Origin of the sequence: Streptomyces sp. AP-93, assembly GCF_022808175.1 — a bacterium.
GTDB lineage: Bacteria > Actinomycetota > Actinomycetes > Streptomycetales > Streptomycetaceae > Streptomyces.
This window is the reverse complement of record NZ_JALGBX010000044.1, coordinates 16,795-38,608: the sequence shown is the minus strand read 5'-3', so window position 1 is coordinate 38,608 and position 21,814 is coordinate 16,795. Positions and strand designations below refer to the sequence as shown.

At 69.7% G+C, this 21,814-nt stretch carries 22 protein-coding genes, 1 tRNA gene and 2 pseudogenes; 14 read left to right on the top strand and 11 right to left on the bottom strand.

What is annotated here, in order from left to right:
- Positions 1–19 precede the first annotated feature (19 nt).
- Positions 20–439: a molybdopterin-binding protein gene (locus MTF69_RS40690; RefSeq protein ID WP_243341847.1), complete on the bottom strand. Its 420-nt coding sequence runs from the start codon at positions 437–439 to the stop codon at positions 20–22.
- Positions 440–664: 225 nt separating this feature from the next.
- On the opposite strand from MTF69_RS40690, the gene MTF69_RS40685 reads away from it, so the two are divergent.
- On the top strand, positions 665–1,012 hold the full coding sequence (locus tag MTF69_RS40685) for a DoxX family protein (RefSeq protein WP_243341846.1): 348 nt from the start codon (positions 665–667) through the stop codon (positions 1,010–1,012).
- A gap of 73 nt (positions 1,013–1,085) precedes the next feature.
- Here MTF69_RS40685 and MTF69_RS40680 read toward each other — a convergent pair whose 3' ends face one another.
- Positions 1,086–1,898: a VOC family protein gene (locus tag MTF69_RS40680; protein ID WP_243341845.1), complete on the bottom strand. Its 813-nt coding sequence runs from the start codon at positions 1,896–1,898 to the stop codon at positions 1,086–1,088.
- A gap of 108 nt (positions 1,899–2,006) precedes the next feature.
- Between MTF69_RS40680 and MTF69_RS40675 the strand changes: the two are divergent.
- A pseudogene (locus MTF69_RS40675) lies at positions 2,007–2,189 on the top strand (hypothetical protein); the annotation flags it as partial.
- Between the two features lie 14 nt (positions 2,190–2,203).
- Here MTF69_RS40675 and MTF69_RS40670 read toward each other — a convergent pair.
- The 6 genes and pseudogenes from MTF69_RS40670 to MTF69_RS40645 all read right to left on the bottom strand — a co-directional run.
- Positions 2,204–2,359 (bottom strand): annotated as a pseudogene (locus MTF69_RS40670) (IS5/IS1182 family transposase); the annotation flags it as partial.
- A gap of 128 nt (positions 2,360–2,487) precedes the next feature.
- Positions 2,488–4,767, bottom strand: a complete 2,280-nt coding sequence (locus MTF69_RS40665) for an NACHT domain-containing NTPase (protein WP_243341844.1) — start codon at positions 4,765–4,767, stop codon at positions 2,488–2,490.
- A gap of 300 nt (positions 4,768–5,067) precedes the next feature.
- Positions 5,068–5,553, bottom strand: a complete 486-nt coding sequence (locus MTF69_RS40660) for a hypothetical protein (RefSeq protein ID WP_243341843.1) — start codon at positions 5,551–5,553, stop codon at positions 5,068–5,070.
- Complete coding sequence (locus tag MTF69_RS40655) at positions 5,546–7,756, bottom strand: hypothetical protein (RefSeq protein ID WP_243341842.1); 2,211 nt, start codon at positions 7,754–7,756, stop codon at positions 5,546–5,548. Before MTF69_RS40655 ends, MTF69_RS40660 begins: the two co-directional genes overlap by 8 nt.
- A complete protein-coding gene (locus tag MTF69_RS40650) occupies positions 7,753–9,372 on the bottom strand; it encodes a hypothetical protein (RefSeq protein WP_243341841.1) in 1,620 nt (539 codons plus the stop codon). Before MTF69_RS40650 ends, MTF69_RS40655 begins: the two co-directional genes overlap by 4 nt.
- Before the next feature lie 164 nt (positions 9,373–9,536).
- A complete protein-coding gene (locus MTF69_RS40645) occupies positions 9,537–11,003 on the bottom strand; it encodes a site-specific integrase (protein ID WP_243341840.1) in 1,467 nt (488 codons plus the stop codon).
- A gap of 56 nt (positions 11,004–11,059) precedes the next feature.
- Here MTF69_RS40645 and MTF69_RS40640 point away from each other — a divergent pair, with 56 nt between their 5' ends.
- Both MTF69_RS40640 and MTF69_RS40635 read left to right on the top strand, forming a co-directional pair.
- The gene (locus MTF69_RS40640; protein WP_243341839.1) at positions 11,060–11,554 is read left to right on the top strand and encodes an HhH-GPD-type base excision DNA repair protein; all 495 of its coding nucleotides are present in this window, start codon (positions 11,060–11,062) and stop codon (positions 11,552–11,554) included.
- A 54-nt stretch (positions 11,555–11,608) separates the two neighbouring features.
- Complete coding sequence (locus tag MTF69_RS40635; protein WP_243341838.1) at positions 11,609–12,085, top strand: cupin domain-containing protein; 477 nt, start codon at positions 11,609–11,611, stop codon at positions 12,083–12,085.
- On the opposite strand, the gene opcA is transcribed toward MTF69_RS40635, so the two are convergent.
- A complete protein-coding gene (gene opcA, locus MTF69_RS40630) occupies positions 12,031–12,966 on the bottom strand; it encodes a glucose-6-phosphate dehydrogenase assembly protein OpcA (RefSeq protein ID WP_243341837.1) in 936 nt (311 codons plus the stop codon). The two genes, MTF69_RS40635 and opcA, sit on opposite strands and share 55 nt — an antisense overlap.
- Positions 12,967–13,030: 64 nt before the next feature.
- Positions 13,031–14,602, bottom strand: coding sequence for a helicase HerA-like domain-containing protein (locus MTF69_RS40625; RefSeq protein ID WP_243341836.1), 1,572 nt, complete (start codon positions 14,600–14,602; stop codon positions 13,031–13,033).
- Positions 14,603–14,690: 88 nt separating this feature from the next.
- On the opposite strand from MTF69_RS40625, the gene MTF69_RS40620 reads away from it, so the two are divergent.
- Both MTF69_RS40620 and MTF69_RS40615 read left to right on the top strand, forming a co-directional pair.
- Complete coding sequence (locus MTF69_RS40620) at positions 14,691–14,987, top strand: type II toxin-antitoxin system VapB family antitoxin (protein WP_112446725.1); 297 nt, start codon at positions 14,691–14,693, stop codon at positions 14,985–14,987.
- Positions 14,988–15,152: 165 nt separating this feature from the next.
- Positions 15,153–15,809 carry a LytR C-terminal domain-containing protein gene (locus MTF69_RS40615; RefSeq protein WP_243341835.1) on the top strand — a complete coding sequence of 219 codons (657 nt, stop codon included), beginning with the start codon at positions 15,153–15,155 and terminating at the stop codon, positions 15,807–15,809.
- Positions 15,810–15,890: 81 nt separating this feature from the next.
- Here MTF69_RS40615 and upp read toward each other — a convergent pair whose 3' ends face one another.
- A complete protein-coding gene (gene upp, locus MTF69_RS40610) occupies positions 15,891–16,526 on the bottom strand; it encodes a uracil phosphoribosyltransferase (RefSeq protein WP_243341834.1) in 636 nt (211 codons plus the stop codon).
- Positions 16,527–16,734: 208 nt separating this feature from the next.
- Between upp and MTF69_RS40605 the strand changes: the two genes are divergently transcribed.
- The 8 genes from MTF69_RS40605 (at position 16,735) to MTF69_RS40570 (ending at position 21,786) form a co-directional block, all read left to right on the top strand.
- Positions 16,735–17,694 (top strand): universal stress protein, encoded by a 960-nt coding sequence (locus tag MTF69_RS40605; protein ID WP_243341833.1) that lies wholly within the window; start codon positions 16,735–16,737, stop codon positions 17,692–17,694.
- Between the two features lie 104 nt (positions 17,695–17,798).
- A complete protein-coding gene (locus MTF69_RS40600; protein ID WP_243341832.1) occupies positions 17,799–17,972 on the top strand; it encodes a hypothetical protein in 174 nt (57 codons plus the stop codon).
- Positions 17,973–18,244: 272 nt separating this feature from the next.
- Positions 18,245–18,847, top strand: coding sequence for a hypothetical protein (locus MTF69_RS40595; RefSeq protein ID WP_243341831.1), 603 nt, complete (start codon positions 18,245–18,247; stop codon positions 18,845–18,847).
- 77 nt (positions 18,848–18,924) lie between these two features.
- On the top strand, positions 18,925–19,353 hold the full coding sequence (tadA, locus tag MTF69_RS40590; RefSeq protein WP_243341854.1) for a tRNA adenosine(34) deaminase TadA: 429 nt from the start codon (positions 18,925–18,927) through the stop codon (positions 19,351–19,353).
- A 56-nt stretch (positions 19,354–19,409) separates the two neighbouring features.
- Positions 19,410–19,496, top strand: a tRNA-Ser gene (locus MTF69_RS40585).
- Between the two features lie 170 nt (positions 19,497–19,666).
- Entirely contained in the window at positions 19,667–19,954 is a 288-nt protein-coding gene (locus MTF69_RS40580; RefSeq protein WP_243341830.1) for a hypothetical protein, read from the top strand.
- A 409-nt stretch (positions 19,955–20,363) separates the two neighbouring features.
- On the top strand, positions 20,364–20,525 hold the full coding sequence (locus MTF69_RS40575) for a hypothetical protein (protein WP_243341829.1): 162 nt from the start codon (positions 20,364–20,366) through the stop codon (positions 20,523–20,525).
- A gap of 217 nt (positions 20,526–20,742) precedes the next feature.
- On the top strand, positions 20,743–21,786 hold the full coding sequence (locus MTF69_RS40570; RefSeq protein WP_243341828.1) for an RNA polymerase sigma factor SigF: 1,044 nt from the start codon (positions 20,743–20,745) through the stop codon (positions 21,784–21,786).
- Positions 21,787–21,814: the final 28 nt, after the last annotated feature.

The following is a 21,814-nucleotide window of genomic DNA, read 5'->3' as shown; positions in this document are numbered from 1 at the left end:
CCCTAGGACCGCTGTCGGGTCAGACCGTCGCGAGGGAGATCTCGGTCGACTTGATCAGCGCGACGACCGAGGACCCGGCGGCCAGGCCGAGCGCCTCGACGGCGTCCTTGGTGATGGCGGCGGTCAGGCCGCCGCCGTTCACGTCCACCTTGACGGACGCCATGGCGCCGCCGGTGGCGATGTCCGCGACGGTGCCGGCGATCTGGTTGCGGATGGAGATGCCGTCGACGGCGCCGGTGGCCAGGGCGACCTCGGTGGCCTTGACCAGCGCCTTGACGGAGGAGCCCGCGGCGAGGCCGAGGTCCTTGGCGGCATCGGTGGTGATCGCGGCGGTGATGTCCTGGCCACCTTCCAGGCGGACCTTGACCGTCGTCATGGCCTCGCCCGAGGTGACGGAGGTGACGGTGCCGGCGATCTGGTTGCGGATGCTCAGGCTCATGGGTGGTTCGACCTCTTACGTAGACAGTTCGGTTCAAGATCGACGCTAGGCGGCCTTGCGTCGACTTGCGTTCGACCCGTCGCATCCGCCACCCGAAACCACTCGGGCGGCTGGCCGATGCGCCGATAAAAAAATCTTCGGGGTTCCTGTCACACCCGTGCGGTGGCGCGGGTCAGTGCGGTGAGGAACAAAAAACCGCCCGCACCGCCTGCCGAGGAGCCCCTCATGGACATCGCCGCCACCGTCGTCGCCGTACTCGCCGCCGCCATGTCGGGCTTCTCGGGGTACTCGCTCCTGCGCCGCGCCCCCTGGGTGGTGGAGGCCATGGAGCAGTACAAGGTCCCCCAGGCGTGGTGGACCCCGCTCGGCGCGGCCAAGGCCGCCGGGGCGCTGGGCCTGCTGGCCGGCCTCTTCGTCCCGGCCGTCGGCGTCGCCGCCGGCATCGGCCTGGTCCTCTACTACACCGGCGCCGTGATCACCGTGGTCCGGGCCCGGGCCTACGCCCACGCCCCCTTCCCGGTGATCTACATGGCCCCGGTCGTCGCCGCCTTCGCCCTCGGCTTCGCCGCGTAGGACGCACGAGGGTGCGGGGGCGGGGCCCCCGCACCGCTCCCGCACCGCTCCCTCACCGCCGTCGCACCGCCCGTCAGGCGAAGTTCGGCATCTCGCCGACCGTCTTCTCCACGTCGATCACCGCGAACGCCGCACCCTGCGGGTCCGTCACCGCCGCGAAGCGGCCGAAGGGGCTGTCCATCGGGCCGAAGTGCAGCTTGCCGCCGTGGGCCTGGGTCTTCGCGACCGCCTCGTCGCAGTCCGGGACCGCGAAGTAGACCTGGACGTACGAGGGCATCCCCGGCGGGAAGTCGGCACCCATGTTCATCCGGCCCAGCACCGGGTTCTCCGGGCCGCCCAGGCTGAAGACCTTGAAGTCCATCCCGGCCATCTCCGGGTCGTCGCCGGCGTCCATCTGCTGGCTCTCGTACGGGAAGACCTGCGGGAGGAACGCGTCCGTCTTGGCCACGTCGCGCGAGAAGAACTCGGCCCAGCAGTACGCGCCCGCCTCGCCGGTCTTCTCGAAGCCCTTGTGGTCGCCCGGCTGCCAGACGCCGAAGACGGCGCCGCCCGGCTCCTTGGCGATGGCCATCGTGCCGAAGGAGCCGACCTGCATCGGCTCCATGAGGAGCTCGCCGCCGGCCGCCTTGATCTTCGCGGCCGTGGCCGCCGCGTCGGACGAGGCGAGGTAGAGACACCATTGCGAATGGCCCTCCGCCCCCGGCATCGGCGGCACGATGGCCGCGACGGCCTTGCCGTCGGAGTAGGCCTGCGTGTAGTTGCCGTACTCGGTGCTGGACTCTCCGAAGGTCCATCCGAGCACGTCGGCGTAGAAGGTCTTCGCGCCCTCCAGGTCGGAGAACATCGCGTCCGCCCAGCAGGGCGCGCCTTCCGTGAACTCAGTCATGATCGATCGACTCCTGTGTCGTGTACGACGTGACCCGTCTCGGTACTCACGCTAGGCGCGGGGTCTGACAATCGCGCGGGGAGCACCGCCGCGCGGGACCCTGGAGTCATGGACGACAGGAACAACACGATCGACAGGAACGACAAGAACGACAAGAACCCCAGGGAATCAGCCGTCCCCATCCGGCTCGCCCAGCAGCCGGAGGCCGACGCGCTGCTGGGCCGCAGCCCGCTCGCCGCGCTGGTCGGGATGCTGCTGGACCAGCAGGTACCCATGGAATGGGCGTTCTCGTTCCGTGTCCACTCTGGGCGTGTTGCGTAAGTAGTCGATGCTCGGCGTTCTCGTGTCAGCCCGCCGCGGAATCGTCCGATGGCATGGTCATCCGACTCGCCAGTCGGGGCCCTTTTGCGGGCCCCGACCGCGTGCTGGTGGGCGTGCACGATCGTGGAGTCCACCGAGACGGCCTAATCCAGACTCTCGTCGTCGGCCTGGGCCGGCCGCGGTCAGCACCCGGTCCAGGTGCCGTCTACGGCACCTGGACGCAGCCAGTTGTACGGACCTCTGCCGACTTCTCTGAACGAAAGACCGCCTACTCGAGGATGCTGTCGGCGCTCGACTGAGGAGCCTGGAGGATGCGCCGGACCCGGCTCGCCATGCCCCGAACCGGGAGGTAGATCTTGGTGCCGCTGGACCGGGCGGAGGTGACTAGTCCCTCCCCGGTGAGCCGCTGCACCGCCTCCGGGACGAGCTCCCGGTGCTTGGCGTCCAGTCCGCGGAAGAGCGCGGACTCCTTCCGCCCCGTGCCTCGCTGGGCGTAGATCTTCTTCAATATCGTGAGCAGGACCTTGTTCATCGGTGTCGTCTTCAGGGCGAGAATGCCCTTGGCTGTCGACATCTGCGCGTCGAACTGGGCCACCTCACAGTCAACGAAGCGGCCCTCCTGGAGCGCCGACCAACCGGCCACCCCCGTCATCTGCCCGATGAGGCAGTTCTGGAAGTGCGGGAGCGCGTATCCGTCGTGGTCGGTGAAGTCCAGTTCCTGGATCACGCAGTCGTGGAAGCTAAGCCAGTCATAGCCCTTGGCGTCGGCGGTCAACGAGAAGCTGCGAAGCTCGATCTCGTGCAGGGAGATCGGCGTGCGAGGCGCTTCCCCGGGCCAGAGTCGCGTGGCGACCCGGGTGATGTCCGCGATGACGGCATCTGAGACCCCCCGGCGCTGGAGGGCGTTGGCGGACGAGTAGGCGCGCCCCGAACTCGCGGTGGTCTCCTGCTCCAGCCGCACGGCGGTCACGTCGATGCCGACCTCATCCAGGCAGGCGACGCTGCCCGTCATCTCCAATAGCGGCATCTCCGTGTTCGGTTCGAGAACGCAGGTCACGACGTCGCCCGCGCGGGCGGCGTCGGCGAGGGAGACGTCGACGAAGCGCCGGGAACCGTCGACGCTGTCCATGGCCCCGAGCCCGGGGAGCCGTTGCAGGAGCTGGTAGGAACCCTCATCCGGGGCGTAACCACACACGGACTGGAAGACGGAGGTCAGCTCGTCCTGCGAGATGGGCCCCAGCCCGTCCGTGGAGCGCCGCGCCTGGGTGGCGAGCCGTTCCAACACCTTGCGGACGGTGAAACCGTCCACCCCCACCTCCATGCTTGCCTCCCGCTCAGCGATGCGGTCCAGCATCATGTGCCAGCCCTCACCCGCCGAGCGGCCGAACGTCCCCTCGATGGACCCCTGGAGGGCACTCGACGAGCCCAGGTAGCTCAGGAGGAGAGGGCGCGAGGGCAGCCAGTCCGGGAGAGCGTCGTGCCATCCGTAGGCATCGAGTATCTTCTTCGCCTGCTCCTCGGTCGGCTCGCCCGCCATCAGGAAGAGGGATTCTGTGCGGGCGCCCAGTGCAGTGCGCATCTCACGTTCGCTGTCGAAGAAGTGCGCCCGCCCCGCGAGGACGACGGAGGTCGAGGAGCGCGATTCCTGGCAGAACCTGCGCACCAGTTCCACGGACCGCCGGCGAATGTCGCGCATCGCCGACGTCTTGCCGATCCAGCCGGGTGTCGCGATCTCGTCGAAGCCGTCAAGAATGAGCGTCACGTCGCCCGAGCGCCACGCTCGGACCAACTGCGAGGGCGAATGGAACCCAATGGAGCGGGCGTGGCGTTCCAATGCTTCGACAGGATAGACCTGGCCCTGGTGATCGCGCAGGTTGAGGAGGATAGGGAAGGGCCGGAACGCGTTCGCGCGATGAGCCTTGGCGAGGCGCTGGTACAACTCACGCAGAAACATACTCTTGCCGGCCCCGTAGTCGCCGTACAGGAGGACAGACCTGCCGTCCTTCACCTGCTGGGCCACCTGAGCGACCGAGTACGGCTCACCAGTCCCACTCTCCACCGGGTCGACGGCGACGTAGGGCTTGAGGTCCGCATGGTCGCCGCTGCTTGGCTCGCGCGCGCTGCCGAAGGGGTAGGAGATACGCAGCTCGAGGTACCGCAGGGAGTCGACTAGCTGGCTCCGCAGCTGGGCGAAGCTGCACGCGATCAGGGGCGGACCAAACCCCTTGATGACCATGCGCTGATCGGCGGTGGGTTCCTCGCGTGTGACGAAGAAGCCCTTGACGGACTTGAACGGGTACTTGCGGACCATAGCCAGGCAGGCCTCGTGGAGCTTCCTGCCGTCCTTCTCCGCCTTGTCCTTTCGCCGGGAGACCGTGCACTCGACAATCGTCACTGAGTCCGGTCCGACGAAGACACCGTCACGTTCGGCAGTGCCGATGTAGGTAGACCCCTGGAACTCGTTCTCCGGGGCGAAGAGCGCCCTGGATACCCGCAGGACTTCGGTCTCGAACTCCGACTCTTCCTGCTGCTTTTCGTCCGCTGGCACGACGGCCCCCTCCGAATCACGTCTGACGGCGCATAATATGCGCAGGTTGGGGGCCCGACACTGGGTTCGCGCGCATCCTGCACGCACCGTGACACCACATGTGGCGGAGGGACCAGCATCCACCTGAGCCCGGGGCGGCCGTGGCAGCGAGCCTGTAATACAGGGGACGGGGCGCTACGGGGGCGAGTACGCACTTCAGGGCGGGTGTCGATCACCTTCCGGTGATCCGGCCTACCGCACGCCCCACTTCAGCGTTCGATCTGGCAACAGCAGCTCGATCAGATCATCCGAGAGAATGTCCTACTGCTGGCGTTCGGGGAAGGCCCGCACAACGCCGCCCGGCTGTGCTTGCCGCAGCTGGTGGTTCTCGACCTCCAGGACGTGGATGACTCTGGCGAAGGTGGCGAGCCGCTCCTTGAGTTTTCGGTGGTCCTCCCGGAGGGACGCCATCTGTCCTCGGAGCCGGTCGTTGTCCTCTTTGAGATCTTGTGCGATCTGTGGCCGGTGGTCCTGGGAACGGACGAGGGCATAGAAGAGATCCTTAAGCCCGGTGTGCTTGTGTGTGAGTTTGTGGCGCTTGAGCTGCGATTCAGCGGCCAACGACTTGACGGTCAACTGACCGTCGGAGTGCAGAGGGACACCGGCCAGGAGTCGGATCATGGCGTCGGTGATCGCGCGGATCTCCTTGCGATCCTCGGCGTTCCCCCCGGATGCGGTGTCGGCAGCGATGGCGAGGGCGGCGCCGATGGTCTCGGCAAGCGCCGGCGCCGTGGTGGTGTCAGACATGGGCGCCTTCTCCGGTGGTGGTGCGGGTGGACCGGTGCGCCTCGATCAGGGCATCGAGCGCTTGCTGTCGTTGCTGGAGGCGCTGTCGGATGGGGTGTGGCAGGAGTCCGTCACTGATTTCGGCACTGAGCTGCTCAATCTCTTTCGCAGCCAGGTCCATGTGGGTGTCGGTACGGGAGATGTTCGGGCAGGCGCTGCGGCAGCGGCTGTGACTCGGGGTGCGCTGGGTCGTGGCGTCGGCTCCCCCGCGTGCGGGGTTGCAGAGTGCCGCGTGGGGGTCGTAGTTGCAGGTCAGGAACGATTCCGGGTGGTCGAAGACCTGAAGGTGGGGGTTTGCGATGAGGGCCTTGTGCTGCCGCTTGCTGAGGAATCCGCCTGCGTAGGTGGTCTGGAATTCGCTGGCTGCGGTGATGTAGCGGCCGACCGCGGGGCCGCTAACTCCTTCGCCGGAGGTGAGACGTTCGGCTGCCGTAGCAAGGGTTTCCGCCGTAGCCAGGGCTTGTTCCAGGTCCAGGAGCTGGAGCATGTCCGTAGTCGAGCGGCCCCCGTATCCGTCCGCGAGCGATGCGCTCAGGTGGCCGTACTGGATGCCCAGGGCGATGCGGCCGGAGGGGCGGCGGACGATGAACCAAGCGATCGTGCGGCGGAAGCGTCGCAGGGTGACGGCGCCCTCAGGATCGTCCGGAATGGCTTCGTGGTCGCGTCCGTGGTGTCGGGCGAGCTCGTTGGACCAAGCGGAGAACCGGCGGATACGGGCGATGGCCAGGGCCGGCGTCAGCGCTGAGCCGAGGTAGGTGCGGGGTTTGTGGCACTTGGAGAGTGATCGGGGGAACAACAGCTCGCCGTCCGTCAGGTCTTCGAGCACGGTGACAGCTTGTTGAACGGGAGCGATGACGGTCCACGGATGAGCACGCAGGGCGCCTTGAGGAATCTGGTTCCCGCGGCTGTCGGTGACGGTCTTGAAGTGGCGCCCGGTAATACGGTGGCGAATGGTCCCGTCTGAGCGGTGTTCGGTGGTGCAGCAGCCCCGTTGGAGTTGCAGAACCTCTTGGGGCCGGATGCCGGAGAGGTACGCGATGACGATCAGAGCGGCGGTCATCAGGTGTTCCGCCAGGTCTTGGACCTCTTCGAAGTCGATCAGACCGCGCCACGGGCGGCCGTCGAGGCTGCCAGTGATCTCGGTGGCCAGCGGGGCGCCGTCCCCAGTCGTGAGTCGGTCGGAATCCCGCAAGCAGGACCTGACCAACTGGTTGACCTGGCCCACGGACACACCGAGCAGGCCGGCAATGTACTGGTTGTGACTCGGCAGCGGGGGCGGTGGCGATCCCGTTCGGTGCCGGTGGGCTTGCTGGAGAGTCTTGATCCGGGGGCTGTTGAAACCAGGGGCAGGCTCGCCGGTTTCTTCGAGGCGCCGGAAGTAAGTGCGGATCTTGTCCCGGCCGCCGGGTTCAGCGCGGCTGGAGGCGTTGTCGAGGAGCCGGCGCATCTCCCCGCGAGCGGAGAGGATGTCGGGGGCAAAGTCGGTGACCATGCGAAGGGCCCAGACCAGCAGCGGTGACACGACCGAGGGATGGATGGGGGCGGTGGTGTTCTCACCACGTTGCTGCCACTGCCTGAGTCCGTCGGCATAGGCGCCGGTCCCGCCGACTTCTGCGTCTTCCCAGGGCGGCATGGGGATGCGGTCCTCGGGCAGTAGGAACGGCGCGAAGGCCCAGAGCCGGGTGATCGAGAACAGCTCATGGACGATCACCGTGCGGCAGGTCCCCAGTGCACCACGCTCGGCCGCGTACTCCGTCATGAGGTCGCGTGTGATCTCGTCCAGTGAGCGGACCGATCGAGACTCCAGCCAGCGGGCGAAATAGCTCCAGGTTCTGATCCCCCGTGTGAGGGTGGCGGCGGCCGGATGTTCCCGGGTGGCAGCCCGGGAGTCGGCCATCAGTGGTAGCGGGGTGGGGAGGTTAAGCAGAGCCCAGGCCGCCCGCATGAAGGCGGGACGCAAGGGCACTGGGAAGTTCTCCCAGACGATGCTGAGGGTCGTCGTCGCCTCGCCGTGACGGAGCGCCGCCAGGTTCCAGATGGGGTCGGCGAAGCGAGGAACGTCAGCGTCCGTGGCTCCCGGCCGGGCCCGGTCCAGCGTGAAGACAGGGGTGTTCGGCGCGGGGTTGACCAGCGCGTTGTTGTGTTCAAGCAGCGGGTGAGTCACGGGTCGAGGCGTCTTTCCATCATGCGGTCGATCAGGGCGTGGTCGTCGTCCGTCAGCTCCGCAAGGAACCGCCGGCGGCTGTGTTCGGTGGTGTGGTCCTCCACCAGCGCGGAGACGCGGGCGAAGTGCTCTGCCCAGTCGGCGGCCCAGATCTCGGGCGTGACCGTGGTGCGGATCGCGGCGAGCCCTTGGTGCAGATAGGTGATCCGTGGCAGGTGCCGGCTGGTGGCCACCGCGTTGGGGCAGGCGAAGCACATCAGGAACGACACCGCGCAGGGCCCGGACGGGGTGAACGGGCTGTGTTCGAAGTCGGTGCAGGCGGCTACCGCCGTGTCGAGTCGGCCGCCGAGGATGTCGAAGGCCACGGCCGGTGTCAGCCCCGAGGCAGACGCCACCGCCTCCGCGCTCTCCCCGTCCGGACTGGATGCCACGACTCGCATCCCGACCTGTGCATACGCGTGATCGACAGCCGCGTGCAGGCCGGCGGCCACCACGTCGGCGGATGCCTCGCGGATGTCCGGGTTGCGCATGAGGTAGACGTCGTCATGCGTGCGCTGGGTGTTGTTCCGGGGGCGTCCGTAGATGCCTTGCGCGGTGTTGCGCAGGGCCTGCGCGGAAAGCGGACGGCCGTCGTGGGTCAGGTCGAGGCCCTCGGCCCATGCGCGGATGAAGTAGGGCAGGGTCTGCCCGTCCCAGTTGTCTGCCTGGATCAGCCCGTCTTGCGACCAGGCCAACAGCAGCCGGTCGTCCGGTATGCCCAGGCTCTCCAGCAAGTTCCGGAGAGGCTGGGTGATGCGGAGGATCCGGCGGACGACCCGGCCGGCGGTGCCTTCGCCGAGGTCCACCAGGTTGTTGCTGGCGTGCCGCCGGCGTGCCCCGCGACGGGGCTTGTCAGTCGCGATCCTGTGGATCACTTCGGCGCCGTCCGTGGCGTCCGCGTTCGGCGAATGGCCGGGGATCCGCATCTTCTGGAGGACGGAGAGGTTCCATCCCTCGTGGCAGATCAACAGGACGGCGGCGGCGCCCATCTCTGCGCAGGTGGGGAACAGTCGGGCCGTCATCGCCGCCGCACCGCCAGCGCGGTGCACGACGGTGCGAACCGGCTCGTGCAGGTGGCGGTGGCCGCGGGCCGAAGGCTGCCAGGGCAGGTAGCCGTTCCGGCTGAGCCCGTCCAGCACTTCCGCCAGCTGTTCCTCAGCGCAGTCCGGCGTGATCTGTCCGGCCCGCCACCGCTCCAGCAGCCCGGTGTTCTCCTCGATCCGCAGTTGCGCGATGCGCAGGGTGCGGGCCGCGGCAGCCTTGATCGCGCTGAACTCCTCCTCGGAGTACGTCCGGGCCGGTCCGGGCCGTGGGGCGCCACCGCGGAAGAGCTTCAGAGCCGCACTTGTGGCCGGCGGCAGTGACTCCACCGCGAGCAACAGCCGCTTCAGCCTCCACCGGTAGTCGCCTGGCAGGATCCAGTCATTCCAGACGGCGGGCGTGAGCTGCCCGACCCCGGTGACGGGTGGGGTGCGGTCCGCGGCCCACCGCAGGAAGTGCCGCATCAGTTTGGCCCGGCTCTGCAAGGTCGCCGCCGCGTTCCACTCCTTCCCGGCCAACTTACCGAAAGCCGCCACCAGTTCACGGCGGAGATCCTCCGAGCCGGGACACTGACCGAAGTCGAACAGGCCCAGGTCTTCCCCGTGCGGTCCCCGCGCGTGAACGGCCAGGCCGTCGGCCGACACGTTCGGTGGACGCTGATGCCGCTGGGCCGGCAACGCGGCCCGCCGTCCCCGACCGCTCACGCCACGGCCCCGGGAACGTCGAGGACCAGCCCGGTGCGTTCGGCGATCAACGCCAGCAGCTCGGTGGTCTCGCTGTCGTCCCGGCCCGTGAGCAGGCTTTCGAGTTGCAGACCGCGGACCGGTTCCAGGTAGATCGCACGGGTGGTCTCCTCCCAGCGGTGCCCGAGCAGGTCCTTGACCATCGACCAGACGCCGCCGTAGATCTCCTCGTAGTGGCGCCGCTGGTCGGGGCTGAGCCCCATTCGGCGGTCCATCGCGTAATGCAGCGACACCAGCATGCGCAGCGCGAACGAGTGCCGGGCCATGTGGGGCGTGGCGAACAGCTCCAGGCTCAGGGCCTCGCATCGTCGGTTGGCCCGGGCGAACAGATTGCTCCAGCCCCGGTAGCGGCGGGGCATACCGGACTCGGTCAGCCACAGCATCGCCGGCTCCAGGCCCTGCGGTCCGCGGACGAACAGCCTCAACCGCTGCCGGTCGTCGAGTTCATTCAGCCCGACCCGCCCCGCTCGGCCGCCCGGTGCACTCCAGCGAACTTCACCCCGCCGGGTGACCTCCTCGATGACCCGAACCCCTCCCAGCCGTTCATAGGAGCCCGCTTCCTGGGCCCGGCGTACCGCGAACGCCCGCGTGGACAGCCGGTAGTCGCTCACCGTCCGCAGGCTGGCGTGGCTGACGTAGAAGTGGCGGCCAGCGCGTTTGGCCGCTGCGGTCGCCAAACGCGCCGCGTAGAACCGCTGATCGCCGAGCCGGGGCAGCTCGGGCACCAGCAGCGTCCCGGCCTCCCGGCGTCGCAGTCCGCTGCCGTAGAGCAGGTCGGCGAACGCCGCGTCCCGTCCGTCGTTGCGGCCCCGCCAGGCCGGATCCTCCGTCCCGTCCGGCAGCATCCCCCGCAGGCCGACATCCCGCCACAGCTTCCAGGCCCTCGGCGTCAGCCACTTCACGTCCGACGTCCGGACATCGGCCGGGGCCAGCTCGGGGACCTCCGACATCGCGCCGTCCCGTGTACGGACTGAGCGCAGACGCACCGGGCTCACGACGACGTATCCCCGTGCCGTTGCCCAGTCGTAGAGCAGCCGCAGGGCCGCGAGCTCCCGCCCCCACTTCGCGCCCCCGATCGGAGCGTCGTTGGCCTCGGCGCGAAGCCGCCAGTCCTCCCAGTCCTCCAGGTCCTCCGCAGTCGCGCGGTCCCAGGTCAGGCCCGACCGCCACAGGAACGTGAAGAACAAGCGGTAGTCCAGCGCGTACGACTCCTGCGTACCCGGCGCCTTCCCCACGAACGGCGGGCGGCGAAAGAACTCGCTCAACCGGGCGTCTACACGGCCCTCGGGAGAGACCAGGATCGGCTGCCGCTGCCGGATCCCCAACCGCCGCTCACGCTCTTCCAGGTCATCAGCACCGACCATCGCCAGATCCGCGAACTCGCCGCCTCTGTCGCTCCAGAACAGCTGCCACTCATCGACCACAGGGACGCTCCGTAATCACAACACGACTTGCTGTAACACGCGGAACGTACACGGAATTGTCTGGGCCCTACACGATCGCCCGGCGCCTCGGCTCCGACGACCTGGACGCGCACGCGATCGCCGCCTACGACCCGGAGGCCTTCGCCGCCTCGCTCTCCGAGAAGCCGGCCGTGCACCGCTACCCGGGCTCGATGGCGAAGCGGGTGCAGCAGCTGTGCGCGTACCTGGTGGAGCACTACGAAGGGGACGCGGCGATGGTGTGGACCGGCGTGGGGACCGGCGCCGAGCTGCTGGCGCGGCTGCGGGCGCTGCCCGGCTTCGGGGAGCAGAAGGCGCAGATCTTCCTGGCGCTGCTCGGCAAGCGGTTCGGGGTGCGGCCGCGCGGCTGGCGCGAGGCGGCCGGCGGGTACGGACCGGCGAACGTCTACCGGTCGGCGGCCGACATCACCGGCCCGGAGTCGCTGGCCAAGGTGCGGGCGCACAAGCAGGAGGCGAAGGCCGCCGCGAAGGCCGAGAAAGCGTCCACCAGCGGTTCCAGTAAGCGGAATTGACCCTTCGGGCGAGTGGCCCGCGCATTGTCAGACCCTGCCCCTAAGCTCGTGATCATGACTGAGAACCTGACGCGCGCCGCCACTGCCGAGATCATCTCCGATGGCCCCGGCAGCCTGATCACCCTGCTCACGGACACGGCAGAGCTCACCTGCAACACGGCCACCTTCGAGGCCGGCGCGGCGGGTGCCCCGGTGCACTTCCACACCAAGGCGACCGAGTTCTTCCACGTCACGGACGGCAGGCTCGACGTCCTGCTCGGCGACGAGATACACACCCTGTCCAAGGGCGACTTCCTCGCCGTGCCGCCGGGCGTGAAGCACGCCTTCGCCCCGGCCGCGGACTCCACCGCCGAGGTCTTCGTCGGCTTCACCCCCGGCATGGGCCGCTTCGACTACTACCGGCTGCTCGGCCGGGTCCGGGCCGGCGAGGCCACGGTGCAGGACATCATCGACAGCCAGCCGGTCTACGACAACCACTACGCGGAGAGCGACGCCTGGGCCGGCCGCCTGAAGCGCAGCGCCGAAGCGTAGACCTCGTCGGCATCGAGCCGTCGCAGTTCCTCCGCTATGAGCTCGGCGCTGCTGCGGATCTTCAGCGCCACCTTGCGGTCGGGGCTGCCCGGCAGGAGCAGGGTCGCCAGGACCCCGTCCGGGCGGTCCACGCGGATCTCCCCGGCCGTGGTCGTCAGCCGGACCCGGGTGATGACCGGGCCGTCGGTAGCCACCCGCTCCACGGGCACGCCGAGCCGGTCCTCCAGCCAGCGGGCCAGCAGCTCGGAGCTCGCATTGCCGGGCTCGCTCTCCACGGCCGCGCCCGTCACCGGGAGCGGCTTCTGGTCCAGGGCGGCGGCCAGCAGCGAGCGCCACGGGGTGAGCCGGGTCCAGGCGAGGTCGGTGTCCCCGGGCTCGTAGGCGCCGCCCCGGACGTCGAGCGCGGCGACCGGGTCGGCGGCTGCCTCGGCGTCGGTGATCCTGCGCTGCGCGAGGGCGCCGAGCGGGTCGCGGGCCGGCGCGACCGGGGCCTCGGCGGGCCACCAGGCCACCACGGGCGCGTCCGGCACCAGCAGCGGGAGCACCACGGAGCCCGCGTGCTCGGTGAGCGTCCCGTGCAGCCGGAGCAGCACGATCTCCCCGGAACCGGCGTCGGAGCCGACCCGCAGCTCGGCGTCGAGCCGGTTGGGCCGCAGCCGGTGCGAGCCGCGCGCGCTGCGCTTGATCACCACGATGATCCGGCAGGGGTGCTCGCGCGAGGCCTCGGAGGCCGCGCGCAGGGCGTCGTAGGCGTTCTCCTCGTCGGTGGCGACGAGGAGGTTGAGCACGAGCCCCATCGTGGGGCTTCCGACGGCTCGCCGCGCGTCGAGCAGGGCCCGGTTGACCTTGCTGGAGGTCGTGTCCGTGAGTTCGGTCCGCATGCTCCGAGTCTCGCAGGCCGTGCGGGGCCCCCGGTACGGAAATCCCCCTGCCGCCCCGTGAGGTTCAGCGGCGCCGCCTGGCCGTTCCGAAGATGGACCGGGAGATCTCGCGGCCCAGCTGCGTACCGATCGACCTGGCCAGGGAGCGGAAGAGCCCGCTGCCCACCACCTGCTCCGCCAGCGAGGGGTCCGGCTTCGGAGCCGCCTTCGCGGCCGCCTTCGCCTGCTTCTCCGCCTCCGCCGCGGCCGCCGCCGCCTCGGCTTCCGCCTCCGCCGCCGCCTGCTCGGCGCTGATCTTCTCGTACGCCGATTCCCGGTCGACCGGCTCCGAGTACCGCGAGTAGAGCAGCGAGGACTTCACCGCCTGGTCCAGCGCGGCCGCGTCGATCGGCGCCATCAGCGACTGGGGGGCCCGCAGCCGGGTCGCCGCCACCGGCGTCGGCGCGCCGTTCTCGCTGAGCACCGTGATCACCGCCTCACCCGTCCCGAGCCGGGTCAGCAGCTCCTCCAGGTCGTAGTCGGAGTTCGGGAAGGTCTTCACCGTCGCCTTCAGCGCCTTCGCGTCGTCCGGGGTGAAGGCGCGCAGCGCGTGCTGCACCCGGTTGCCGAGCTGCGCCAGCACGTCGGCCGGCACGTCCTTCGGGGTCTGGGTGACGAAGAAGACGCCGACGCCCTTGGAACGGATCAGCCGGACCGTCTGCGTGATGGCCTCGAGGAAGGCTTTGGAGGCCCCGTTGAACAGCAGGTGCGCCTCGTCGAAGAAGAAGACCAGCTTGGGCTTCTCCAGATCGCCGACTTCCGGAAGGTCCGAGTACAGGTCCGCCAGCAGCCACATCAGGAAAGTGGAGAACAGCTGCGGTTTGTCCTGGACCGCCGGGAGCTCCAGTACGGAGACCAGTCCGCGCCCGTCCGCCGCCGTCCGGAGGAATTCACTGGTGTCGAATTCGGGCTCGCCGAAGAATTCCGCGGCCCCCTGCTGCTCGAAGGCGGTGAGCGCCCGCAGAATCACTCCGGCGGTGACCGTGGAGAGTCCGCCGATGCCCTTGAGCTCGGGCTTTCCCTTGTCCGAGACGAGGAACGCGACCACCGCCCGCAGGTCCTTGAGGTCGATCAGCTCCAGGCCCTTGGTATCGGCGTAGTGGAAGATCAGCCCCAGCGACTGTTCCTGCGTCTGGTTGAGCTGGAGCACCTTGGACATCAGGACCGGCCCGAAGCTCGTCACGGTGGACCGGAGCGGGATTCCGGGGCCGATCCCGCCCAGCGAGTAGAACTCGCTGGGGCATCCGGTGGCCTCCCATTCCTGGGCCACGTCCTTGGCGCGTTCCCCGATCTTCTCGTTGGCCGTGCCGGGCGCGGAGATGCCCGAGACATCGCCCTTGATGTCCGCCAGGAAGACCGGAACTCCATGGGCCGACAGCTGCTCGGCGATGAGCTGCAGCGTCTTGGTCTTGCCGGTTCCGGTGGCGCCCGCGACCAGTCCGTGCCGGTTGAGCATCGACAGCGGGATGCGGATCTGGTGCTCCGGCAGGCAGGCCCCGTCCCAGAGCAGGGCACCCAGATCGAGCGCGGGTCCGGTGAAGGCGTACCCCGCGGCGATCTGGCCGGCAGGGGACGCGGGGGCGGTGCTCTGGCTCATATATCACTCCCGAAATAGCACTATTTGCCACCTTTGCACCGTCATAGCAAGGCTGCGCCCGCAGGCCCCTGCCCGGTAGGCTTTCCGTGTGATCTTCAAGCGCATCGGAAATAGGCGGCCGTACCCCGACCACGGCAGGGAAACCACCCGGCAGTGGGCGGATGTCGCCCCGCGCCCGGTCCGGCTCGACCAGCTTGTGACCACCAAGGGCCAGCTCGACCTCGAAACGCTGCTCGCCGAGGATTCGACCTTCTACGGGGACCTCTTCGCCCACGTCGTGAAGTGGCAGGGCGACCTGTACCTGGAGGACGGTCTGCACCGCGCCGTCCGCGCCGCGCTCCAGCAGCGCCAGGTCCTGCACGCGCGCGTCCTCGAACTGGGCTGATCCGCCGCCGATCTGGGCTGATCCGCCGCCGATCCACCCTTCCGGGGCGCCGGACCGGTCCCGCCCGGGTGTCGGATAGGTCCCGGTTGCGCCTTTCGGGTCAGCCTTGCCCTATCAACAGATGATTCAGTGGGCATCGGCAGCGGACGGCATTACGCTGCGCACATGAGCATGCTCACTCCCCCTGGCATGGGCGGAAAGTACAAGGTCACGGGAGCGGCTTACCCCCGCATGTCCCGCCCTCGACGCCGCCGCCGGATCGTCCTCCTGGTGCTCGGATCGATCATCGGGCTCGCCCTGATCGCTTACGGGGCCGTGCAGCTCATCGATGTGTTCGGCGGCGACGCGGACAAACGCAGGACCGCCGCCGCCAAGGGCTGCGCCACCCCCGCCCCCAAGGCCGGCTCCACGGCCTCCGCCGCACCGGCCGCCGCCGCGCCGAAGGTCGTCCTCCCGCCACCCGGCGGGATCACGGTCAACGTCTACAACGCGACCCCGCGCGCGGGCCTCGCCAAGGCCGTGGGCGATGAGCTCAAGAGCCGCGGCTTCGCCATCGGCAAGGTCGGCAACGCCCCCGCCGACTTCGACAAGAAGGTGCCGGGCGCCGGGATACTGGTCGGCTCGCCGCAGACGGACAAGGCCGCCTTCTCCGTCCTCGGCACCAACCTCGCCGGCGCCACCCAGCAGACCGACACCCGCGAGACCGGGGACATCGACCTGATCCTGGGCGACGCCTTCAAGGAGCTCACGCCGAAGGCCGACGCGGACAAGGCCCTGGCCGCCCTGGCCAACCCCCAGCCCGCGCCCGCCAAGAAGTGCTGACCGCCTGCTGACCGCCTGCTGACCGCATGAAGAAGCCCGGCCTCCTGAAGGGGAGGCCGGGCTTCTTCAGCGGACCGTGTGCTACTCCGCCGAGCCGTACATGCGGTCGCCCGCGTCGCCCAGCCCCGGCACGATGTAGCCGTGCTCGTTGAGCCGCTCGTCCACCGCGGCCGTCACCACCGTCACCGGCGTGCCCGCCAGCTCGCGCTCCATGACCTCGACGCCCTCGGGCGCGGCCAGCAGCACCACCGCGGTCACGTCGTCCGCACCGCGCTTGATGAGCTCCTTGATCGCCGCGACGAGCGTGCCCCCGGTGGCGAGCATCGGGTCCACCACGTAGACCTGACGGCCCGAGAGGTCCTCCGGCATGCGCGTCGCGTACGTGGAGGCCTCGAGGGTCTCCTCGTTGCGGACCATGCCGAGGAAGCCGACCTCGGCGGTCGGCAGCAGCCGCACCATGCCGTCGAGCATGCCGAGACCGGCGCGCAGGATCGGTACGACCAGCGGCCGCGGGTAGGAGAGCTTCACGCCGGTGGTCGGACCGACCGGGGTGACGATGTCGGCCTGCTCGGTGCGCACGTCCCGGGTGGCCTCGTACGCGAGCAGGGTCACCAGCTCGTCGGCGAGGCGCCGGAAGGTGGGGGAGTCGGTGCGCTTGTCGCGCAGGGTGGTGAGTTTGTGCGCCACCAACGGGTGATCCACGACCTGCAAACGCACAACATCCTCCAAGACTCGGCTGCCGCAGCGAAAGCTGCGACCTGCGACGCCGCTACCTGCGACCCCTCCACCTGCAAAAATGGCCGCAAACGCGCGACCCACACCCAAAAGGCTACGCGCTGCGTCCACCCCTTCGCGCCCGAAGCGGCGGCCACGTCCCCAATCCCCTGGAGATGCGACCCGCCCGGCCCCCCAGCACGCTGGACTGATGACCCACGCAATGGTGATCGCCGCAGTAGACGGATCCGAACACAGCCTCAAGGCCCTGGAGTGGGCAAGGGCTGCGGCAGTGCGCCACGGCACTGGGCTCGTCGTCGCCCACGTGCTGTCCGACAGCGTCCAGCTGTACGCGGCACGCCGCTCCTCCCTGCAGGACCGCGCCGAGCCCGAAGAGGCCGAGGATCCCGTCAGCGTGCGGATACGGGCCCACCTGGCCGCGGGGGGCCGGCTCCCCGCCGAAGTCCGCTACGAGTCCCTGGAGGGCTCCGTCCCGGAGGCCCTGCGGGACATCGGGGAAGGGGCCCGGATGCTGGTGATGGGCTCCCGGGGCCGCGGCGGCTTCGCCGCGCTGCTGCTCGGCTCGAACAGCCGCGCCGTGGCCACCAGCGCCGCCTGCCCGGTGGTGGTCGTCGCGCACGAGGCGCGCGGAGTGGACGTTGCCGCCCAGGCCTCGGCCGGGCGCGTGGTGCTGGGACTGCACGCCGCGGAGACGCCCGACAACGTACTGGACTTCGCGTTCACGGAGGCCGCCGCGCGGGACACCACCCTGCAGGTGGTGTCGGCCTACAGCATCCCGCCGTCGCCGACGATGGTGATCGACAGCCCGTTCGCGGTGATCCCGCCGGAGGCACTGGTGGGGGAGGACGAGGACGCGGTGCCGGCCGAGCGGGAGATGCTCCGCTCCCAGACGGAGCGGCTCGCACCGTTCCGGGCCAAGTACCCGACCGTGCCCGTCGAGCAGGCGGCGGTGCCCGGGGACGCGGCCGGGCGCCTCGTCGCCACCTCGAACTCGGCGGCGCTGGTCGTCGTGGGCCGCCACCACCCGCGCCACCACATCCGGTCCCTGATGATCGGCTCGGTCGCGAACGCCGTGCTGCAGCACGCGCACGGGCCGGTGGCGATCGTCCCGACCCTGCCGGAGTCGCCGGGATTGTCGGAATCCGACTGAATTCCTTCCGAGTCGTGGCAGAAGGTGGCATCAAACGGCCGGTCCGAGGGAAGGTGGGGGTTCGGGGGGACGGACCGGACCGGACCAGCCAGGGGCGGTGACCCATGCCCGACGACGATCACGAGCCACTGGAGACCACGGCGCAGCGCAGAGCCCGGCGCGCGCAGTTCCTCCGTGACCTGCACGAGGCCCGGGAACTGCGCGACCGGGTCCAGCCCAGACGCGCCCGCGCCGCCCGCATGCGCCAGCAGATGCGCATGCGCACCTTCCGCTGGTGAGCCCCGCCGCGGGCCCCGGCGAGGTCCCGCCGGGCCCCAGTACGCCCGCCGCCGGGCCGCCGCCCGGGTGCCGTCCCGCCCCCGGCACGAGGCCCCATACAACACGCGCGGCCAGCGCCACGGCGCGGAAGACCTCTCGCAATGGCTCCGTTTCTGCCACGATGCCGACTGGGCGGGGTACGAAACGGCGAGCAGGAGGCCGTTCCACCCCCACCCACCTCCGGCCGGGGGGAACTCCAACCGGCACGCCTATGACCAGTGGGAGAGTCACGGTGTATTTCGCCGCACTGCTCGCGCGCACCGAAGACGGGTGGGAAGCGAGCGACATGGAACTCGACGATGTCGAGTCTCTGAGTGATCTGATCGATCTCGCCCGCTCCGCCTCTGTCGACGACGACACGGTGGTAGCCCTCATCGAACAGGAGGACACCTGGTTCGGGGTCGTCCGGGTGGACGGCGAGGAGGACCCGCGCTACTACGTGTCCAACGCCTCCGCCGCCTCCCGCAGCTCCTACGGCTCGATGCTGACCGATGAGCTGCTCGGCAAGGACGAGGAGGACGACGAACTCGACGACCTGGACCTCGACGGCACCGAGGACGGCGAGGACGAGGTCGTCGCCTCTTATCCGGACGGCCGCCCCGCCGACAGAGACGAGGGGGACGAGTACGCAGACGACACGGACGACGCGGACGCGGACGACAGCCACGACGTACGGGCCGGCGCCGAACCGGCACCCGCCGGCCCGCTCGGCGACCCCAGGCTGCTCGACGACCTCGGGGTCAGCCACAAACAACTGATGACCCTGGACGGAGACGCGCTCTCGGAGATCGCCGATTCGCTCGGCGCCACCGAGGTCCTGGAGGCCGTCCGCTAGTGATCCCCGCGCACCACCACACCCCGCAGCCCACCCCGTACGCACCCGATCCCGTACGGGACCCGTGGCAGGACTCCATGCGCCTGGCGCTCCGGGAGGCCGCCCGGGCGGTGCCGGCCGGCGACGTGCCGGTCGGCGCCGTGGTGCTCGGCCCGGACGGGAAGATCCTCGCCACCGGGCACAACGAGCGGGAGGCGACCGGAGACCCGACGGCACACGCCGAGGTACTGGCGCTGCGCCGGGCGGCCGCCGCCCTCGGGGAATGGCGGCTCCCGGGGTGCACCCTCGTGGTGACCCTGGAGCCGTGCGTGATGTGCGCGGGCGCGCTCGTGCAGTCACGGGTGGCCCGGGTCGTCTACGGGGCGTCCGACGAGAAGGCGGGCGCCGCCGGGTCGCTCTGGGACCTCGTACGGGACCGGCGGCTCAACCACCGGCCCGAGGTCATCGCGGGCGTGCTCGCGGGGGAGTGCGCGCGGCAGCTGACGGACTTCTTCCGCGAGCTCTGAGGGCTCCGGGCGAACGGATTTCAGAGCACGGGTCTCCTTGGGCTAAGCTCTCTCTCGGTAGCGTGTCCGAGCGGCCGAAGGAGCACGCCTCGAAAGCGTGTGATGGTGCAAGCTATCCGTGGGTTCAAATCCCACCGCTACCGCTCTGAACCGAGAGCCCCGCCCCGCAAGGGTCGGGGCTCTCGGCGTTTCCGGCGTTTCCGGCGCTTCCGGAGTCCCGCGCGCCACGACCTGGGCCACGGCCTGGGCCGTCCGGGTCCGGCGTCCGAGGGACATCCGCGTGACCGCCCGCGCCCTCGGCCGTTGTCACGGCATGACCAAGACCCAGCGCATCCTCGCCGCCATCGCCCTCGCGGGGGCCGCCGCGGGCCTCGCGGCTCCCGCCGCCTCCGCCGCCCCGGTCGCCCCGCTCACCCTCCCGGACCTGCCGGCGCCGCAGGGCATGCCGGAGGGGGCGAGCCCGTCCTCCGTGCAGGAGATCGGCGGGCAGGTCAGCGGCGGCCTGAACCAGCTCAACCAGGTGATGGAGCTGCCGAACCACCTCGCGCCCGTGATCGCCCCGGTCCAGCCGATCGCCGACCTGGCCGGCGGGCTGGAGTAGCTGGAGCAGGCGGACCGGACCCCGATCCCACGCCGTTCGGCGGACACCTTCCGGACAACGCGAAGAAGGCCCCGACCTGAGTCGGGACCTTCAACGGTTGGGACGGGGGAAGTGGCATCGGGGGGACAAGCCACTTCCCCCGATGAGGACGGAACCTGCCAGTCCAAGCCGCAGTCAGGGGGGAAGCTTGCGGCTCGGACCCCGCAGTGAGGTCCTGTCCCTCGCTCACCGATTTCCTGCCAGAACCGGTGGGCTCGTGTTCAATACTGCGCCTGCCGGGGCCGTCGGCACACCGGCAAAGGGCCTGTGCCGCCGGGCCATTGGTCCTTAAAGGCCGGGTGAGTGTTCGAACACGACGGGCTAGACTCTCCCGACCTTGCAAGACCGGTTGGGGAGGCCGACAGCGCACGTGGAAACCAAGAAGCTGATCTCGGGCGCCCTCGTCGTCTTCGTCCTCTTCGTCATCATCACTGAGCCCAAAAAAGCCGCCGATATGGTGCAAATAGGCTTCCAAGGGATCTCGGATGCCGCAACGGCGATCGGCGAGTTCATGACCGAACTGGTGCGCTGAACCCGTACGCTGAAGCGGTTTCCGGACTCCCCGGCCCCCCACTCCGACGGGTGGGGGGCTTTTTGCGTTCCCACACACGGGGCAAGATGCCCTGTTATGCCCAACTTGCCCTCAACACGGCGATATACGGTGCTTGCACACAGTGCACATGTCTTGTGATGCTATGACCGCTTTTGACGGATGAGTTGATGACGTGAAGTGAAGGGGTGGCGTGACCGTGCCGGCCAGTACTGCGCCCGAGGTGCCGCCCCAGCAGGACCCGCAGCAGGAGCACCCAGAGGAACCGCACCGGGACTCCGCCCAGGCCCCGCACCAGGGCGCGCCGCAGGCCCCGCACCAGGGCCCGCACCCGGCCGCCCCGCAGGCGCACCAGGCCTCCCCGCACGCCCCGCACCAGGGCCCCCACCCGGGCTCCCCGCAGGCCTCCCCGCCGGAGTCCCACGTACCGCCCCAGCAGGAGGCCCCCGAGGAGCCCCCGGTCGCCCCCAGGCCGCAGAGCCGGGGTGCCGACACCCGGGCCCTCACCCAGGTCCTGTTCGGGCAGCTGAAGGACCTGCAGCCGGGCACCAGCGAGCACTCCCGGGTCCGCGGGGCCCTCATCGAGGCCAACATCCCGCTCGTCCGGTATGCGGCAGCCCGCTTCCGCAGCCGCAACGAGCCGATGGAGGACGTGATCCAGGTCGGCACGATCGGGCTGATCAACGCGATCGACCGGTTCGACCCCGAGCGCGGGGTGCAGTTCCCGACCTTCGCGATGCCGACCGTCGTGGGCGAGATCAAGCGGTACTTCCGCGACAACGTCCGCACCGTCCACGTCCCGCGCCGCCTCCACGAGCTGTGGGTCCAGGTGAACGCCGCCACCGAGGACCTCACCACCCTGCACGGCCGCACCCCGACCACCCCCGAGATCGCCGAGCGGCTGCGCATCGGCGAGGACGAGGTGCTCTCCTGCATCGAGGCCGGCCGCAGCTACCACGCGACCTCCCTGGAGGCCGCCCAGGAGGGCGACGGGCTCCCCGGCCTGCTCGACCGCCTCGGCTACGAGGACCCCGAGCTGGCCGGCGTCGAACACCGCGACCTGGTCCGCCACCTCCTCGTACAACTGCCCGAGCGCGAGCAGCGGATCCTGCTCCTGCGGTACTACAACAATCTGACCCAGTCGCAGATCAGCGCCGAGCTCGGCGTCTCGCAGATGCACGTCTCCCGACTCCTCGCCCGGAGCTTCGCCCGGCTGAGATCCGCAAACAGGATCGAGGCCTAACCGGATCGAGTGGAGATCATTCTCCGCG

Excerpts from the sequence above, each read along its gene's own strand:
- opcA (WP_243341837.1), bottom strand. The coding sequence starts at position 12,966 with ATGCGGACCGAACTCACGGACACGACCTCCAGCAAGGTCAACCGGGCC.
- MTF69_RS40690 (WP_243341847.1), bottom strand. The coding sequence starts at position 439 with ATGAGCCTGAGCATCCGCAACCAGATCGCCGGCACCGTCACCTCCGTC.
- MTF69_RS40685 (WP_243341846.1), top strand. The coding sequence starts at position 665 with ATGGACATCGCCGCCACCGTCGTCGCCGTACTCGCCGCCGCCATGTCG.
- MTF69_RS40580 (WP_243341830.1), top strand. The coding sequence starts at position 19,667 with ATGACCAAGACCCAGCGCATCCTCGCCGCCATCGCCCTCGCGGGGGCC.
- MTF69_RS40605 (WP_243341833.1), top strand. The coding sequence starts at position 16,735 with ATGACCCACGCAATGGTGATCGCCGCAGTAGACGGATCCGAACACAGC.
- tadA (WP_243341854.1), top strand. The coding sequence starts at position 18,925 with ATGCGCCTGGCGCTCCGGGAGGCCGCCCGGGCGGTGCCGGCCGGCGAC.
- MTF69_RS40660 (WP_243341843.1), bottom strand. The coding sequence starts at position 5,553 with ATGTCTGACACCACCACGGCGCCGGCGCTTGCCGAGACCATCGGCGCC.
- MTF69_RS40625 (WP_243341836.1), bottom strand. The coding sequence starts at position 14,602 with ATGAGCCAGAGCACCGCCCCCGCGTCCCCTGCCGGCCAGATCGCCGCG.
- MTF69_RS40600 (WP_243341832.1), top strand. The coding sequence starts at position 17,799 with ATGCCCGACGACGATCACGAGCCACTGGAGACCACGGCGCAGCGCAGA.
- MTF69_RS40615 (WP_243341835.1), top strand. The coding sequence starts at position 15,153 with ATGAGCATGCTCACTCCCCCTGGCATGGGCGGAAAGTACAAGGTCACG.
- MTF69_RS40635 (WP_243341838.1), top strand. The coding sequence starts at position 11,609 with ATGACTGAGAACCTGACGCGCGCCGCCACTGCCGAGATCATCTCCGAT.
- MTF69_RS40680 (WP_243341845.1), bottom strand. The coding sequence starts at position 1,898 with ATGACTGAGTTCACGGAAGGCGCGCCCTGCTGGGCGGACGCGATGTTC.